This is a genomic window from Phycicoccus sp. CSK15P-2 (genome assembly GCF_016888005.1).
Lineage (GTDB): Bacteria > Actinomycetota > Actinomycetes > Actinomycetales > Dermatophilaceae > Phycicoccus.
Genome location: NZ_JAFDVE010000003.1, coordinates 39,544 through 54,653, shown reverse-complemented (window position 1 = coordinate 54,653; position 15,110 = coordinate 39,544). Strand labels below are relative to the sequence as shown.

General features: G+C 76.5%; 15 protein-coding genes. 1 reads left to right on the top strand and 14 read right to left on the bottom strand.

What is annotated here, in order from left to right; translation table 11 throughout:
* Positions 1-34: 34 nt before the first annotated feature.
* The gene (locus tag JQN72_RS01970) at positions 35-1,504 is read right to left on the bottom strand and encodes an aminotransferase class V-fold PLP-dependent enzyme (RefSeq protein ID WP_204133485.1); all 1,470 of its coding nucleotides are present in this window, start codon (positions 1,502-1,504) and stop codon (positions 35-37) included.
* Positions 1,501-2,847, bottom strand: a complete 1,347-nt coding sequence (locus JQN72_RS01965) for an MFS transporter (RefSeq protein ID WP_204133484.1) — start codon at positions 2,845-2,847, stop codon at positions 1,501-1,503. Before JQN72_RS01965 ends, JQN72_RS01970 begins: the two co-directional genes overlap by 4 nt.
* A 29-nt stretch (positions 2,848-2,876) precedes the next feature.
* Between JQN72_RS01965 and JQN72_RS01960 the strand changes: the two genes are divergently transcribed.
* Positions 2,877-3,485: a hypothetical protein gene (locus JQN72_RS01960; protein WP_204133483.1), complete on the top strand. Its 609-nt coding sequence runs from the start codon at positions 2,877-2,879 to the stop codon at positions 3,483-3,485.
* A 201-nt stretch (positions 3,486-3,686) separates the two neighbouring features.
* Here JQN72_RS01960 and JQN72_RS01955 read toward each other — a convergent pair whose 3' ends face one another.
* The 12 genes from JQN72_RS01955 to JQN72_RS01900 all read right to left on the bottom strand — a co-directional run bounded on the left by JQN72_RS01955 (position 3,687) and on the right by JQN72_RS01900 (position 14,972).
* Positions 3,687-4,607 carry a hypothetical protein gene (locus tag JQN72_RS01955; protein WP_204133482.1) on the bottom strand — a complete coding sequence of 307 codons (921 nt, stop codon included), beginning with the start codon at positions 4,605-4,607 and terminating at the stop codon, positions 3,687-3,689.
* Positions 4,608-4,775: 168 nt separating this feature from the next.
* Positions 4,776-6,041, bottom strand: coding sequence for a sorbosone dehydrogenase family protein (locus JQN72_RS01950; RefSeq protein ID WP_204133481.1), 1,266 nt, complete (start codon positions 6,039-6,041; stop codon positions 4,776-4,778).
* Between the two features lie 43 nt (positions 6,042-6,084).
* Positions 6,085-6,420 carry an MGMT family protein gene (locus JQN72_RS01945; RefSeq protein ID WP_204133480.1) on the bottom strand — a complete coding sequence of 112 codons (336 nt, stop codon included), beginning with the start codon at positions 6,418-6,420 and terminating at the stop codon, positions 6,085-6,087.
* Positions 6,421-6,441: 21 nt separating this feature from the next.
* Positions 6,442-7,374: an SDR family oxidoreductase gene (locus tag JQN72_RS01940; protein ID WP_204133479.1), complete on the bottom strand. Its 933-nt coding sequence runs from the start codon at positions 7,372-7,374 to the stop codon at positions 6,442-6,444.
* Positions 7,371-8,429, bottom strand: coding sequence for a hypothetical protein (locus tag JQN72_RS01935; protein ID WP_204133478.1), 1,059 nt, complete (start codon positions 8,427-8,429; stop codon positions 7,371-7,373). Before JQN72_RS01935 ends, JQN72_RS01940 begins: the two co-directional genes overlap by 4 nt.
* An 86-nt stretch (positions 8,430-8,515) precedes the next feature.
* Entirely contained in the window at positions 8,516-10,015 is a 1,500-nt protein-coding gene (locus tag JQN72_RS01930) for a class I adenylate-forming enzyme family protein (RefSeq protein ID WP_204133477.1), read from the bottom strand.
* Positions 10,012-10,755, bottom strand: a complete 744-nt coding sequence (locus tag JQN72_RS01925) for a glycosyltransferase family A protein (RefSeq protein ID WP_204133646.1) — start codon at positions 10,753-10,755, stop codon at positions 10,012-10,014. Before JQN72_RS01925 ends, JQN72_RS01930 begins: the two co-directional genes overlap by 4 nt.
* A gap of 2 nt (positions 10,756-10,757) precedes the next feature.
* A complete protein-coding gene (locus tag JQN72_RS01920; RefSeq protein ID WP_204133476.1) occupies positions 10,758-11,762 on the bottom strand; it encodes a 3-oxoacyl-ACP synthase III family protein in 1,005 nt (334 codons plus the stop codon).
* Between the two features lie 124 nt (positions 11,763-11,886).
* Positions 11,887-12,618, bottom strand: coding sequence for a cytochrome c biogenesis protein CcdA (locus JQN72_RS01915; protein WP_204133475.1), 732 nt, complete (start codon positions 12,616-12,618; stop codon positions 11,887-11,889).
* A 1-nt stretch (position 12,619) separates the two neighbouring features.
* Positions 12,620-13,108, bottom strand: a complete 489-nt coding sequence (locus tag JQN72_RS01910) for a thioredoxin family protein (protein ID WP_204133474.1) — start codon at positions 13,106-13,108, stop codon at positions 12,620-12,622.
* Positions 13,109-13,216: 108 nt separating this feature from the next.
* On the bottom strand, positions 13,217-14,227 hold the full coding sequence (locus JQN72_RS01905; RefSeq protein WP_204133473.1) for a sensor histidine kinase KdpD: 1,011 nt from the start codon (positions 14,225-14,227) through the stop codon (positions 13,217-13,219).
* Complete coding sequence (locus tag JQN72_RS01900) at positions 14,217-14,972, bottom strand: response regulator transcription factor (protein ID WP_204133472.1); 756 nt, start codon at positions 14,970-14,972, stop codon at positions 14,217-14,219. The genes JQN72_RS01905 and JQN72_RS01900 overlap by 11 nt, the downstream gene beginning before the upstream one ends.
* Positions 14,973-15,110: the final 138 nt, after the last annotated feature.

The following is a 15,110-nucleotide window of genomic DNA, read 5'->3' as shown; positions in this document are numbered from 1 at the left end:
GGTCGCCCGGCCCCCCGGCGGCACGTCCAGCGGCTCAGGCCTCGGGCGCCCGGCCGGATGTCGCGGTGCCCGTCGGGCGGGAGAGGCGGTCGAGGACACCGACGAGCAGTTCCTCGCGGAGCTCTGCCGGGCAGGCGTCGAGGAGCGCGTTGACCGGGGCCATCCGCTCCGGCAGGGCGAGGCCGCCGTCCTCGCCGGCGAGCCCCGCCGCGCCGAGCAGGCCCGCGAACGCGGCGTCGTCGAGCGTGGCCGCGTCGAGACCGCCGAGCGTCCCCGCGAGGCCTGGGTCCACCCGGGCGGGACCGGCGGCCCGGGCCGCGGCCGTCGCGTCGCGCAGCGCCTCGACGAGCTCCGGGACGGACGCTGCGGTGGCCGCCGAGAACGTGAGGTGCAGGGTGGGCGGGACGTCCCCGAAGGCCATCTGCGGCTGTACGTACCAGCCGCGGGCGAGCATCTCGTCGGCGATGGTGAAGACGTCGCAGCTGCCGTCGGTGGCGAGCGCGAGCAGGGTCGAGTCGGGCTCGGCGACGACGCGCAGGCCCTCGAGCTCGCGCACCGCCCCGGTGACCTCGAGGGTCGCGGTACGTGCCCGGGCGGCGAGCCGCGCGTAGCCGGCGGTACCGAGATGGCGGCTGACCGCCCAGGCGGCCGCCAGCGGCCCGCCCGACCTCGTCGACTGCATCGTGCTGTTGAGCATCGTGTAGCCCGGCCAGGCCGCGGAGGCGAACAGGTGCCCACGACGCAGCCCGGTGTCGCGGTGCAGCAGGAGCGAGACGCCCTTCGGGGTGTACGCGTACTTGTGGAGGTCGACGCTGATGCTCGTCACGCCGTCCACGGCGAAGGTCCACGGCGGGACGTCGCCGAGGAACGGCAGGACCCACCCGCCGATGCAGGCGTCGACGTGGCAGCGGACGCCGCGGGCCGCCGCGAGCGCCGCGATGTCGGCGACGGGGTCGACCACCCCGTGCGCGTAGGACGGGGCCGACGCGACGACGAGCACCGTCGTCTGGTCGACGGCCGAGGCCATGGCCCGCGGGTCCGCGCGGAGCGTGCCCGGGTCGACGTCGACCACGACCGGCCGGACGCCGAGGTAGGCCGCGGCCTTGTGGAAGGCGGCGTGCGCCGAGGACGGCAGCACCATGCTCGGGTGGTCGACGTGCGAGGCGCCCTTCCGGGCCGCGAGGACGGCCAGCAGGATGGACTCCGTCCCACCCGAGGTCACCGACCCGACGGCCCCGGCCGGGCCGTCGAGCAGCCCCGCGGCGAGCGCCACGAGGTCGTTCTCCATCCGCAGCAGCGACGGGAACGCGGTGGGGTCCAGGCCGTTCGACGACGCGAAGAGCGCGAGCGCCTCCCGTCCGAGGGCGTCGGCCTCGGCGAGACCCGAGTCGTAGACGTACGCCAGTGTGCGGCCGCCGTGGGTGGGCAGGTCGGCGGCCTGCAGGGCCCGGAGCTCGGCGAGCACCTCGTCCGGGGAGGGTCCGGCGGGGACGGGGTCGGTCATCGATGAGCCTCCTCGAGGCGGTAGCGCCGCAGGGCGGCGAGCGAGAGGGCCACGAGCAGCGCCGGGAGCAGCGTGAAGCCGAGCGCGATGGCCGTGCGGGCCGTGTCCGGCTGCACCACGGAGGCATCCGTGGACGACACGTAGCCACCGACCGCGAGGACCCCCGCGTAGAGGAGGGGACCGAGGGCCAGACCGAGCGTCTCCCCGGCGGTCCACACCCCCGTGTACGTGCCGGCCCGGTCCTCGCCGGTCCGGGCGGTGTCCGCGGCCGCGACGTCGGGCAGCATCGCCAGCGGGAACATCTGGCACGCGGCGTAGCCGACGCCCACGACCGCGACCGTCGCCGCCGTGGCCACCACGCCGTACCGGACGGCGGCCAGCGTCGCGAGCGCCCCGGCGCCGAGGACGACCGACCCCGCGACGTAGCCCGCCCGCTTGCCGCGAGCCTCGCCGAGCCGCTGCCAGAGCGGTGTGACGAGGAGCGCCGGCCCGACGAAGCAGACGAACAGGACGGTCGAGGCGCCCTGGCTGCCGAGGAGCACCCGCGCCACGTAGTCGACGCCGGCGAGCATCGTGCCGGTCGCGAGGGCCTGGAGCACGTACACCGCCAGCAGGGTGCGGAAGGACGGCGCCGCGACGACGACGGCGAGCTGCTCGCGCAGGCTGCCGCCCGCCGTGGCGCCGCGGGCGACCGGGGCGTCCCGGGTGCCGCGCCAGGCGCCGACCGCGCCGACGAGGACGAGCACGCCGACGAACACGCCGACCCCGCGGTACCCCCACTCCGGCCCCAGCGCGTCGCGCACGAGCGGCGACACCCCGCCCGAGACGAGGATGGCCAGGGCGAGGACGGCGACGCGCCACGTCATCAGCCGGGTGCGCTCGTGGTAGTCGGCCGTCATCTCGGCCGGCATCGCGACGTACGGCACCTGGAAGAACGCGTAGGCCGTGGCGCAGGCGAGGAAGAGGACGACGACCCACGTGGTCGCGAGGGCGGTGGGTGCGGTGGGCCCGGCGAACATGAGCGCGAACGCCACCGCGAGGGCGAGCCCCGCCCGGAGGAGGAACGGGCGCCGGCGTCCGGCGGGGTTCTCGGACCGGTCGCTGATCCGGCCGGCCACCGGGTTGAGCAGGACGTCCCAGGCCTTCGGGAGGAAGACCACGAGCCCCGCGACCCCGGCGGCGACCCCCAGCCGGTCGGTGAGGTACGGCAGCAGGAGCAGCCCCGGCACGGTTCCGAACGACCCCGTGGCCACCGAGCCGAGCCCGTAGCCGCGCCGCACCGACGCGGGCAGCCGTCCGGCGGAGGCGACGGACGGCGACGACGCCGTGGGCTCCCGGACCATGGCCGGACCCTAGCCGGGATGATGGGCCGATGACCCGACGTCGCAGGTTCCGCGGGCGGATCGCCGGCGTCGGGTCGGCCTCCGGGACACGGGTGGTCGTCGGCCGGTGGATGGAGTCGCCGTACGGGGAGTTCACCGACGCGATGGTCGAGACCGCCGAGGGGCACCGCGTGCTCGTCGCCCCCACGCCCGAGGTGGCCGAGCTCGTCGCGACGACGTACACCTTCGACGAGGTACGGGTCGAGCCGGTGGGGACGCAGGGGGACGCCACACGGTGGGCCGTGCGGTCGCCGTCGCTGACACTCGACCTGGCCGTCGGCGGACGGACCGCACTCGGGCGGCTGCTGCGGGTCGTGCCGTCCCGGGTCGCGGAGAGCACCGTGTTCGCCGCGGCTGCCGACCCCGTGGCGAGGGTCGTCCTGCGCGGCGTCCGGACCCGCGGCGTCGCCCGGGCGGGGCGGCGTGAGTACTACGGCGCCACCGACGTCCGGGCCGTCACGGAGATGAGCGGCACGTTCGACGGCGTGGGCCTCGGGGCACTGGCTCCCGTGGACCCGCCGTGCCGCTTCGGCTTCTCCTCGACGCCGCGCCGGCCGTCCGTCACGTCGGTGACGACGACCGTCGTCGACGCCACCTGACATCGAGAGGTCGGCGTACGTCCTGGTCCCACCGGTTCGTCGTGGTCCGAACCGGACGAGGGTGCGCGACATGCCGAACGACGAGCCCGTCCGTCCGCATGTCGCGCACTCTCGACCCGCGGGTAGAGGACCAGGGCATCCGCAGCTCCCGTGCATCCACTCGTGCGCCGGCATGTCGCGCACCCTGCACACCGGCGGCGGTCAGGAGATCCGAAGGGTCCGGACGTCGAGCCCGAGCGCGACGGCGAACCGGGTGAGCGTCGTCCTCCGTCGCGGCCCGCGCAGCACGTCCTCGGCCCAGAGCTCGAGCACCGTCCACCCCTCGTCGCGGGCGATCCCGGCGCGATGCGCGTCGGCGCTGCGCCGCCTCCGGTCGGCGTGCGCCTCCCCCTGGTACTCGCCGACGACCCGCTGGTCCCGCCACACCAGGTCGCCCTCGAGCAGCCGGCCTCCGTGACGGTCCCCGACCGCACCGTTGACCTCGGGCTCCGGGAAGCCCGCGTCGACGAACATGAGCCGTGCCCGGGTCTCCATCGGCGAGCGGACACCCGGGCGGAGCAGGGCGAGAGCCTCGGCGAGCCGGACCGCACCCCGTGGCCGGCAGCGACCCGCGAGCGCCGCCGCGAGGGCGCCGGCCTCGTCACCGGACGACCCGAGCACCGCGCCGCCGACGACGACGAGGTCGTGGACCGAGAGGGCGTGCTCCTTGAGGCCGGCGAGGTCGCACCAGGTGTCCGGGCCCGCGACGACCCGCAGGCCGTGCCGGGTCACGACCTCGCGGGACTCCAGGCCCCGATGTCCCCGGCACCCCCGGCGCCGGGACGCCACGCTGTCCGACGGCCGCATGACGTCGAGGACGACGCTGCCCTCGAGGTCGCCGGGGAGTGGCAGACCGAGCAGCTGGGCGGCCGTGACGTGGGAGAAGGCGGCGTCAGCCGGCAGCGCAGCGGCCCAGGCCCGGGCCCGCTCGAGGACCGTGGACGGCGCCTGCGCGGCGCGCACCGCGTGGGTCGGGCGGTGCAGCCCCAGCGCGCGCAGGTCGCACTGCCGGAGCCCGAGCTCACGGGCATGCGCGACCGTGAACGGCGTACTCGCCAGCTCGTCGGGCAGGTCCCTGGGCATCGCCCCACTGTGCGACGTGCGGCGACCTGGCCGCCGGCGTCATCCACAGGCCGCGGGGGGGGGGGGGGGGGGGGCGCCCCCCCCCCCCCCGGCCGCCCCCCCGGCCCCCCCCCCCCCCCCGCCCGGGCCGGGACCGGGACAGGGGCCCGGCCTCCCCACCCGGTCGGGCTAGGAGCGGGGAGCCACGCGCAGCAGCTCGTCGTCGTCGCCGTTCGTCGTCGTGACGTAGAGGGCGCCGTCCGGGCCGAGCCGTGCCGCGCGCAGCCGACCGTACGGCCCGTTCGTCGCCTCGGGGATGGAGACGTCGGCGAACTGCCCGTCGTCGTCGAGCGTGAGGACGAGCAGCTTGGCCCCCTTGAGCGCGGTCACGACGAGCGCGCCGTCGAGGGCACCCCACTCCTCCCCCTCGAGGAACTCGGCCGAGCACACCGCCTGGGTGGAGTTGCCCGACTGCCACACGGCGGGCACCGCGTCGGGGAAGCGCTCGCGGTCGGTCATCGGGACGCTCTCGTCGTACCCCCCGACGGTGCCGCCCTGCGAGGGGTCCCAGCCGTAGTTGGCCCCCCGCTCGATGAGGTTGACCTCGTCGTTCTTGTCCGGACCGTGCTCCGCCGTGTACACCTCTCCCGTGCCGGGCTGCACCGCGACGCCCTGGATGTTGCGGTGCCCGTAGCTCCAGACGTACCGCCGGGGCCCGGACTCACCCGCCCACGGGTTATCCGGCAGCGGCTCGCCGGTCTCGAGGTCGAGCCGCAGGGTCTTGCCGCCGAGGCTGTCGAGGTCCTGCGGGATGCTCCCCACGGCCGTGTCGCCGGTGCCGACGAGCAGCGCACCGTCGTCCGCGATCTCGAGCCGACAGCCCGAGTGCCGGCCGGTCGACAACGGCAGCCCGGCGAGCAGGGTGTCGACCCGCTCCGCCGACCCGCCGTCCTCGGACAGCCGCCAGGTGACGAGCCGGATGTCGTCGGGCTCACCGTCGTCGAGGTGCGTCTGGCAGGTCGTGAACTCCCGGCTCGCCGCGAAGTCCGGATGGACGACCATCCCCATGAGCCCGCCCTCGCCCTGGACCCAGACGTCGTCGAGGTCTGCGTCCACGCGGGTGACCTCGGCGCCCTTCCGCATGCCGGAGAGCAGCGAGATCCGGGCCGGGCGCTCGGTGACGAGGACCCGGCCGTCCGGGAGGAAGCCGATGTCCCAGCCGTGCTCGAGGCCGTCCGCGACCTCCTCGACGACGAGGTCCGGCACGACGGTGCTGCGCGGGGCCGGGCTCGGGGACTCCTCGCCGGTCGGCGTGGCCGTGCCGGAGGACCGGGGCGGCACCTCGCCGAGGTCGTCACCCCCGGAGGAGGAGCAGGACGCCACCCCGAGGAGGGCCAGCGCGGCGACGGACGCGAGCGGGCGGGGACGGGCGGCGGACGCGGTACGCGGGCGCATACCCCAGTCTCACACCCGAGCCTGGGAACCGCTCAGCCACCGGTCAGGGAAGGTCGGCGACGGCTCGCTCGTACGCGACGGCCATCCCGGCGAGGTCGGCACGGTACTCGGCGATCCGGCAGCCGAGCCCGTTGGGCTTCATGAGGATGCCCTCCTCGGCCCATGCCCGCCGCGCCCGCTCACGCAGCGGCGCCGGGAGGTCCCCCGAGGCGTTGGTCACCCGCCACCAGGTGACGTTCCCGCCGTAGGCCTTCATGATCGAGCCGACCTGGCGGGGGCCGATGCCGACGAGCGCCGCCACGTCGCCGTAGGAGACGACCCGGCCGCGGGGCACCTGCTCCACGGCGCGCAGCACGCGCTCGACGAGGACGTCGTCCATGCCCCGGAGTCTGCCGGACGGTCAGGCGGGCACGGACGCGGTGACCGCGAGTGCCGCGAGGAACGGCGCCATCCGCTCCGGGGGGTCGTAGCCGGAGGCGCGCAACCGCCCTGTGTCGAGGACACACGGCCGGGCCAGCTGGTCGACGGCGTACCGGGTGAGGAGGGGCTCCACCCCCCGCAGCCGCGCCGTCGCGGTCGCCAGGGCGGCGGCCGCACCGGCGAGCGGCACGGGGACGCGCCGGAGCCTCACGGGACGCCGGAGGTCCGCCGTGAGCACGTCGGTGAGCACCGCGTCCCGGCGGTGGGGGGCCGGGTCGGCGACGTTGTACGCCCCCGGAGCCGCGGTGAGGCCGTGAACGCACGCCTCGGCGAGGGTGTCGACGTGGGTCAGGCTGAGCGGCACGTCGTCGCCGGGGACGGTGAGCGTGCCACCACGGACCGCGCGCCGCAGCCGCGGCAGCAGGTGCGGGTCCCCCGGCCCGTAGACCGCCCTGGGCCGCAGGACGACCGCGCCCGCCGCCCGTGCGGCGGCGTCGCCGAGGGCCTTGGTCCGGCCGTAGGCGTTGTCGTGGCCGCCCGCGGTCGGATGCTCCTCCGGGACGCACGAGCGGTCGAGCCGCGGGTCGTAGACGCTCGCCGAGCTGACCCACACCACCCGCAGGCCCCGGGCGGCCTCGAGCATCCGGTGGGCAGCGTCCACGTTCACCACGGCGCAGCGCCGCGCGTCCGCGCGGGTGACCGGGTCCCCGACCGCCGCGGCGAGGTGGACGACGGCGTCGAGCCCCCCGAGGTCGGGGACGTCCGGCAGCTCGGCGTCCCACGTGCGGTGCTCCCAGCCGGGACGGACCCGCCCGGACCGTCCGAGCGTGACGACCTCGTGCCCGGCCGCGTCGAGCGCCCGCGCGGCGGCTCCCCCGCAGAACCCGCCGGCACCGGTGACGCCGACCCTCATCGCGGCACCTCACCCGCCCGGACACGCAGCTCGCGCCAGGACGGCAGCGCGGCGCGGCGGTCGGCCCGGGCGGACACGACGACCGGACGCAGCGGCGCGAGGACCGCGAGGACGTCCGCGAGCTGCGCGCGGGCGAGCGCGGCGCCCGGGCAGGCGTGCGGCCCGGCGCCGAACACCAGCTGGGCCAGCGCAGCCGGGGCCGGGGCGTCGGGGTCCGGGTCCCGGTGGTGGGCTCCGACGGCGTGCCGGGCGACGAGGACGAGCTGACGGCCCCGGGCCACCGGGCAACCCGAGACGACCGCGTCCTCGGCGGGGACCCGCGGCAGGACGGGCGTGGGGGTCGTGACCCGCAGCAGCTCGCCGACGAGCGCGTCACGCCGGGACGGGTCGGCGGCGGCGTCCCACAGACCGGCGTCGGCGCACCACGCGACGGCGCGCGGCATCCCCACCCGGGTCGTCGTGACCGCGGCGACGGCGAGCGTGGCGGCGAGCGGGTCGGGCGGGCCGCCGAGCAGGCCGAAGACCTCGGCGAGGTGCCCCTCTGCGGCACCTCGCCGCGCCCTCCGGACCCCGGGCAGCTCCGCGGCGACCGTCACGGCGGCGAGGTCGCGGGCGGCCGAGGCGAGCGCCCGGCAGGCAGCGGCGTCGAGGTCGGGCCGGCCGAGCAGCACGGCCGTCGCCCGTCCGGACACCGTGTCGGCGAGCGCGGCGACGTCCACGGTGTCGCCACGGCGCAGCGCGGCGGCCGCGTCGTCGAGCACCGGGAGCCACGTCGGCCGCAGCGCCGCCACACCCCGTGAGTCCAGGCGCGCGCCGAGCTCGCGGCGCGCGGTCCGGTGCGCCGGGCCCTCCTCGTCGAACAGCCCGCGACCGCCGTGGCTGTGCACCACGCCCCCGGTGGTCAGCGGCGAGGTGCGGTCGAGCGGGACGGCGGTGAGGACGGTGCGCAGGGCGTCCGGGTCGTTGACGACGACCCGCCGCCCGAGCCGCACGACGGGCCGGTGCCGCGCGAGGGCGAGCAGCGCGAACAGCACCGGATGGGACGCCAGGTACACCCGTCGGTCGCGGCGCCGGGCCCGGCGGTGCCCGGCGCCCGGCGGCGTCGGTCGTGCGGTGGGGGCCGACCGCGGTGCAGCCGCCGTCACGGTGTCTCGCCGATCATCCGTGCGGCGAGGGCGGACGCGGCGGGGCGGTCGGGCTTGCGGGAGCGTCCGGCGAGCGGGACCGGGGCGACGAGCACATGGTCGGGCCGGGCGGGTCCCAACCCGGCGACGACCGCGCGCAGTGCGACCCGCACGGCGGCCTCGGACCATCCGGGCTCGGGCTCGACGAGGAGGACGAGGGCCTCGTCGAGGTCCTCCCGCGGGACGCCGACGAGCACGGCCAGCGCGACCCCGGGCACGTGCAGCGCCGGCTCGTACAGGCCCGGGTAGATGTTCTCGGCACCACGCAGCACCATGTCCTTGGCGCGGCCGTGGAGGACGACCCGCCCCGCCTCGTCGACCCGTCCGAGGTCGCCGGTGTCGACCTCGTCCAGGGGGTCGTCGCCGAGGTAGCGGTGGCACGCCCCCGGACCGGAGACGTACAGCCTCCCGGAAACGTCGGACCGCACCCGCATCCGTCCGAGCGGCGTGCCGAGGAGGTCGCCCGGCCCCTCGAACGCGGACTTCTCGGCCGCCTCGACCGCCGCCACCGGGAACGCCTCGGTCATCGCGTAGACGCCGTGGGCACGGTCCGCCCCCGCGGCCCGCAGCCGCTCGAGTAGCCGGGCCGTGACCGGTGCGGAGCCCGCGAAGAACGCCCCCGACACCGCAGCACCGGTGTCGAGGAGGGCCCGGGCCTGGGGTGGCGTCAGGTACGTGGCCTGGGGCCGCAGCGCCCGGAGCTGCCCCGCGAGCACCCCCGGACGCCGGGCCGGCAGGGCCACCGGTGCGCCGGCCGCGAGCGCCGGGCCCATGACGAAGAACGTCGATCCGAGCACCGGCGAGCCCGGCGAGGGGTCCACGAGACCGCGCACCGTGGCGAGACCGGCACCGACCGAGGCCGTCGTGTGCACGACGGCCCGGGGCCGCGCGGTCGTGCCGGAGGTGAAGACGACGAGCGCGTCGGCATCCGCGCCACGGTGGTCGGGGACGACGGAACGGCAGGTCGGGAGGGTGCTCGACACCGCGGGCGCGCAGCCGGGCACCCGCCGGCCCAGGGTCGCGACCGGGGCGATCGCGTCGAGCCGGGGCAGCCGCAGGCCTGCCCGGCGGGCCAGCGGTGCGGCCCATCCGGCGGCCGCCTGGGCGGCGGCGTCGGCGACGAGGAGCCGCGGGGAGACCGACGCGAGCCGGGCGGTCACGAGCTCGGGGCCGGCGGTCGGGTCGACGAGGGCGATCCGGACCCGCAGCCGCAGTGCGGCGAGGACGACCGCCAGCGCTGCGGGCCCGGGCCGGACGGCGAGTGCCACGGTGTCGCCCGGCCCGATGCCCCGCCGGTGCAGGTCGGCGGCGACGCCGAGCGCACGGTCGGCGAGCTCGCCGCGGGTGAGGACCGGACGCACCCGACCCCGCGAGGCCCGGACGAACGCGGGTCCGTGCGGGTCGAGCCGGAGCTCGTCGTGCAGCCCGTCGAGGGTGTCGGCGGCGCGGGTCGTCATCGTGGGTCCGGGGTCAGGGCGCCGGGGCCGCGGTCGAGGTACCAGCGGGCGGTGCCGACGACGCCGTAGGCGGTGATCCGCCGGGTGGAGTTCTCCGACACCATCCCCGGGCACTGCACGACGCGGTCGGTGACCCGGCGGACCCGGTTGAGGAAGGTGCGGTCGGTGGGCGACGGACGGCGTGGCATCCCTCCGCACCGCTGGTAGAGGTCGGTCGTCATCGCCATGTTGTTGCCCGCGTGCATCGTGTACGGCGTGCGGTACTCGCGGCCGCGGTTGGCCGGACGCCAGCGGCCGAACGTGGCCGCCAGCCGGACCATCCCCGCGAAGGCGAGCCGGCGCAGCCGTCCGTTCTCGTCCTGCCGGGCGACGATGCCGCCGCAGACGAGCTCGGCGCCGTCGTCGAGGGCGGCGCGGGCCCGGGCGGCCCAGTCCGGGCGCGGCAGGCAGTCGGCGTCGGTCCGGGCGACGTGCCGCGCTCCGTGACCCATCGCGTGTCGGACCCCGGTGTCGACCGCACAGCCGACCCCCTTCTCGGGCTCGTCGAGCACCGTGACGGGGAAGGGCGCGGTCGCGGCGAACGCCCGCGCGACCTCGCCCGTGCGGTCGCGCGAGCCGTTGTCGACGACGACGAGGTGCAGGTCGCGGTCGGTCTGGGCCGCGAGCGCCGCCAGGGTGTCCGGCAGCCGGGCCTCCTCGTCGAAGGCGGGGACGACGACCCACAGGGTGCGGACGGGCATCGTCACGAGCGCTCCCAGAGCATCGTCATGACGGAGATGCCCCCGCCGAGACCGACCATGAGGACGCGGTCGCCGGGGGCGAGGGTGTCCCAGGCCCGGCTCAGCTGGAGCCCGAGCGTGGCGGACGCGATGTTCCCGTGGTCCTCGACCGTGACGTCGAGCAGCCGCTCCGGGGCGCCGGTGACCTCGACGAAGCGGTCGAGGTAGGGCCGGGTCACCTGGTGGACGAGGACCCTCGACAGGTCGTCCCAGCCGAGGCCCGCGCGGGCCATCGTCGACTCGATGACGGCCGGGCCGAGCTTCTCGAACGCGGTGCGCAGCTCGTGGCCGGCGCCGCTGAAGTACAGCTTGTCGAGGTCGCGGGGGTGGCGGGCGCCGCCGCCGAAGATGCCGCCGACCTCCCAGTGCTCGCTGCGGGTGACGGTCTCGGTGTGCCCCAGCCCACCGCGATCCACGGGCTCGACGACGACCGCGGCGCCCGCGTCCCCGAAGGTGTAGCCGGCGAAGTGCTCGACCACCTGCGGCAGGTTCTCGACCTCCCACCGGGCCGACAGGCTCGGCGTCTCGCCGGTGACGACGAGAGCGGTTCGGGCGCGTCCGGCCTCGACCATCGTCCGCGCGAGGTCGACGCCGTTCACGAAGCTGTTGCACGCGTTCGAGACGTCGAGGCAGTGGGCGCGCGTCCCGAGCTCGTGCGCGACGACGTGCGCCGTCGCCGGCTCGACGAAGTCCCGGGAGGCGGACGCGAAGAGGAGGAGGTCGACCTCGGCGGCGTCGCGCCCGGCCCGCGCGAGTGCCTGCCGGGCGGCGGCGACGGCGAGGGTCGAGGCGTACTCCCCCTCGCCGACGACCCGGCGCTCCCGGATGCCGGTGATCGAGCCGAGCATCCCCGCGGGCACCCGCACCCCGCTCAGGCGGGACTCGAGCTCCTCGGTCGTGAGCACCTGCGCGGGCAGGTGATGGCCGGCGCCGACGATGCCGGCCCGTCGCTGTCGGTCGTGGTCCATGGGTCACCCCTGTGTGCGAGAGCCCGGAGGTGCTCCGTCCGGGTGCTCCCGAGGCTAGGCAGGCAGGGGTTCGCCGGGGATGAGTACGGCTACTCCCTTCGGCCGCGATGTTCCGCCCGAGCGGTCAGCGACCGATCTCGGACCCGACCTCCCACGGGGCGACCGGCGAGTGCTCGAGGACCCACGCCTCGAGCTCCAGCATGAGACCGGTCGCGACGAGGACCCCGACGACGACGAAGAGGACGCCGAGCGCCCGACGGAAGGGCGAGTGCGGGTCGGCGGCCCAGCGCATCCGTCCCACCGCGCGCTGCCCACCGACCGCGACGGCGAGGAGCACCGCGACGAGCCCGACGACGTACGAGGTGAGGAGGGCCAGTCCGCGTGCCGGCTCGGCCGGCAGCACCGTGACGACGACGTAGCCGTACAGCGGGCTGCACGAGGTGAACACCGGGCCGAGCGCGGCGCCGGTGAGGACCGCGCCGAGCGTCCCGCCCCGCCGGTGCGCCGCGGACAGACCACGGGCGCTGCCGCTGGAGAGCCCGGTGGCGACCGACACCCGGTCCCACAGCTCGGGCACGGCCTGGGTGAGACCGAGGACGACGAGCAGGCCCCCGCTCACCCACTGCCAGACCGACGGCGGGATGCCGATGAGCGCCGTCGTCGCCTTGAGCGCGAGCGTGAAGACGAACACCGACGCACCGAGCGAGCCGGCGACGAGCAGCGCACGACGGGTGGCGGCGCGTCCGGGCGTCCCGGCCAGCGAGCCGCCGACGATGACCGGCAGCAGCGAGAGGGCGCAGGGCGCGAGGGTGGTCAGGGCCCCGGCGAGCAGCGCCCCGGCGAGCGCGACGAGCACGTCAGACGGTCTCGGCGAGGATGGCCGCGCCGTCCGCGCTGCCGCTCCACTTCCCGAGCTCGGCGCCGCTGCCGTCGACCTGCACGAAGGTGTGCTGCTGGGTGATGCCGTACTGCTTGCGCAGGTCGGTCTCGCTGTCGTAGTCGACCTCGACGACCGTCAGCCCGGCCGGGACGCCCTTCTCGGCGATCGCCGCCTCGGTCGCGCGGCACGACGGGCACCAGTCGGCGTGGAAGAAGAGGACGACCTTGGTGTCCTCGTAGGCCGAGGGGTCCGCGTCGTAGTCGGCGAGGGACACGTAGGAGCCGGCGGCGGCCGCGTCGCCGGAGGCGTCGGTGCCGCTCGTGGAGCCGGCCGTGGACGACGCGCTGCTCGAGGTCGTCGCGCCGGAGCCGGCACCGGCGTCCGCGTCCGGGGTCTCGGTCCCGCAGGCGGCGAGGGTCAGGCCCGCGACGGCGGTCGCGGCGAGGACGGCGGGGCGGATGCGCATGGTGCTCTCCTGGGGTCGGGTGCGTCCTGTCCAGTGGACCGCGACCACGGCGGGGTGGGCCAGCCGGAGGGGTCAGCCGTCAGATGCGGGTAAGAACCCCGCCAGGGGTCAGCCGGCGGGCGATGTCGGGACGCGGACGGCGACGACGCACCCGCCCCCCTCCGGCCGGTTGGCGACCGTGGCGTCCCCACCGTGGGCCCGCGCGACCTCGCGGGTGATGGTCAGCCCGAGCCCCATGCCGCGCTCGTGCCGCGAGGTGTCGCCGCGCCAGCCGGCGTCGAAGACCCGCGCGGCGGCCTCGTCCGCCAGGCCACCGCAGCCGTCGGCGACCTCGACGACGACCTGGCCGTCTCCGGCGGCGGTCCGGACGGTGACCGTGCCCCCGGCGGGGGTGTGCTGCACGGCGTTGCGCACGACGTTGCTCACCGCCCGCGTCAGCGCGCGCGCCTCGCCGAGGACGACCTCGCCGGCGAGGTCGCCGGCGACGACCTCCACCCCCGCGGCGTCGGCGAGCGGCACGACCCCGGTCACCGCGTCGGAGACGACGTCGTCGAGGTCGACCGGCTCGCGGCGCACCGCCGCGGGGCCGTGCAGCCGGGACAGCTCGGCGATGTCGTCGACCATGCCGTCCATCCGGTCGACCTCGTGGACGATCCGCCCGTAGGCCTCCACCGGCCGCTCGACCGCGCCGTCCTCGAGCGACTCGGCGAGCGCCCGGATGCCCGCGAGGGGCGTGCGCAGGTCGTGCGACAGCCAGCGGATCGTCTCGCGCCGGGACTCCTCGACCTCGCGGTCGCGCTCGCGGGCGGCGTGGACCCGCGCGGAGTCCTGCTCCAGCCGGCGGACCCGGCGGGCCAGCAGGAAGCCGACGGCGACCGCGACCGGCATCCCGGCGAGGAGCACCACGAGGATGGTGTGCTGGTCGTCCTCGGCGATGAGCATGGCCCCGCTGGCCGTGGCGACCCCCGCGGCCAGCGCCGCGACGACGACGAGCGGCGCGCCGAACGCGGCGACGTCGGCCCGCGAACGCGAGACCCGCATGAGCGCGAGCGAGCCGAGCGCGCCGACCCCCGCCGTCACGAGGACGCAGATGACGACGGCGCTGACCTCAGGCCCCACCGGCACCCCCGGTGGGGTTGTCAGGTGCGGAGGCACTGTCGGGTGCGGTGGCGCCGTCTAGAGGCGCCTGGTCCCAGCGGTAGCCGCGGCCGAAGACGGTGACGAGCCGGGCCGGGGACCCGGGGTCGGCCTCGACCTTCTCGCGGACGCGCCGGACGTGCACGGTGACCGTCGAGGCGTCCCCGACCTCCCAGCCCCACACCTCGCGGATCAGCTGGTCGCGGGACCAGACGACGCCCGGGTGCTGGACGAACCAGGCGAGGAGGTCGAGCTCGCGCGAGGTGAGCTGCAGAGGCCGCCCGGCCCGGGTCGCGGACCGTGCGCCGAGGTCGATCTCGACGTCGCCGTCGCGCAGGACACCCGTCACCTCGGGGGGCGCCGCGCTCGTGCGGCGCAGCACGGAGCGGACACGCAGCTCGAGCTCGCGCAGGCTGAACGGCTTGGTCACGTAGTCGTCGGCCCCGTGCTGCAGGCCCTGGACCCGCTCGTGCTCCTGGCCACGCGCGGTGACCATGACGAGCGGCAGGTCGCGGCGCATCGACCGCAGCCGCCGGGTGACCTCGAAGCCGCCGAGACCGGGGAGCATGAGGTCGAGGAGGACGAGGTCGGCCGGTGTGCGGGTGAAGGCCTCGACCCCCGCCTCGCCGTCCGCGACGGCCTCGACCTCGTGGCCGGCACGGGTCAGGTACGCCGCCACCGTCTCGCGGACGGTCGCGTCGTCCTCGACGAGAAGGATGCGCGCCACCGCCCCAGGCTAGGGGCCGCGGCCGTGCCGGCCCGAGCATCCGAGGGCACCGGTAACCCGCCCGAAAGACGCGTCGTCGGTCCTCGGTCACCGAGGGGCTGTCGCCGAGACCCCGGTTCGTCCACCAGACACGACCTC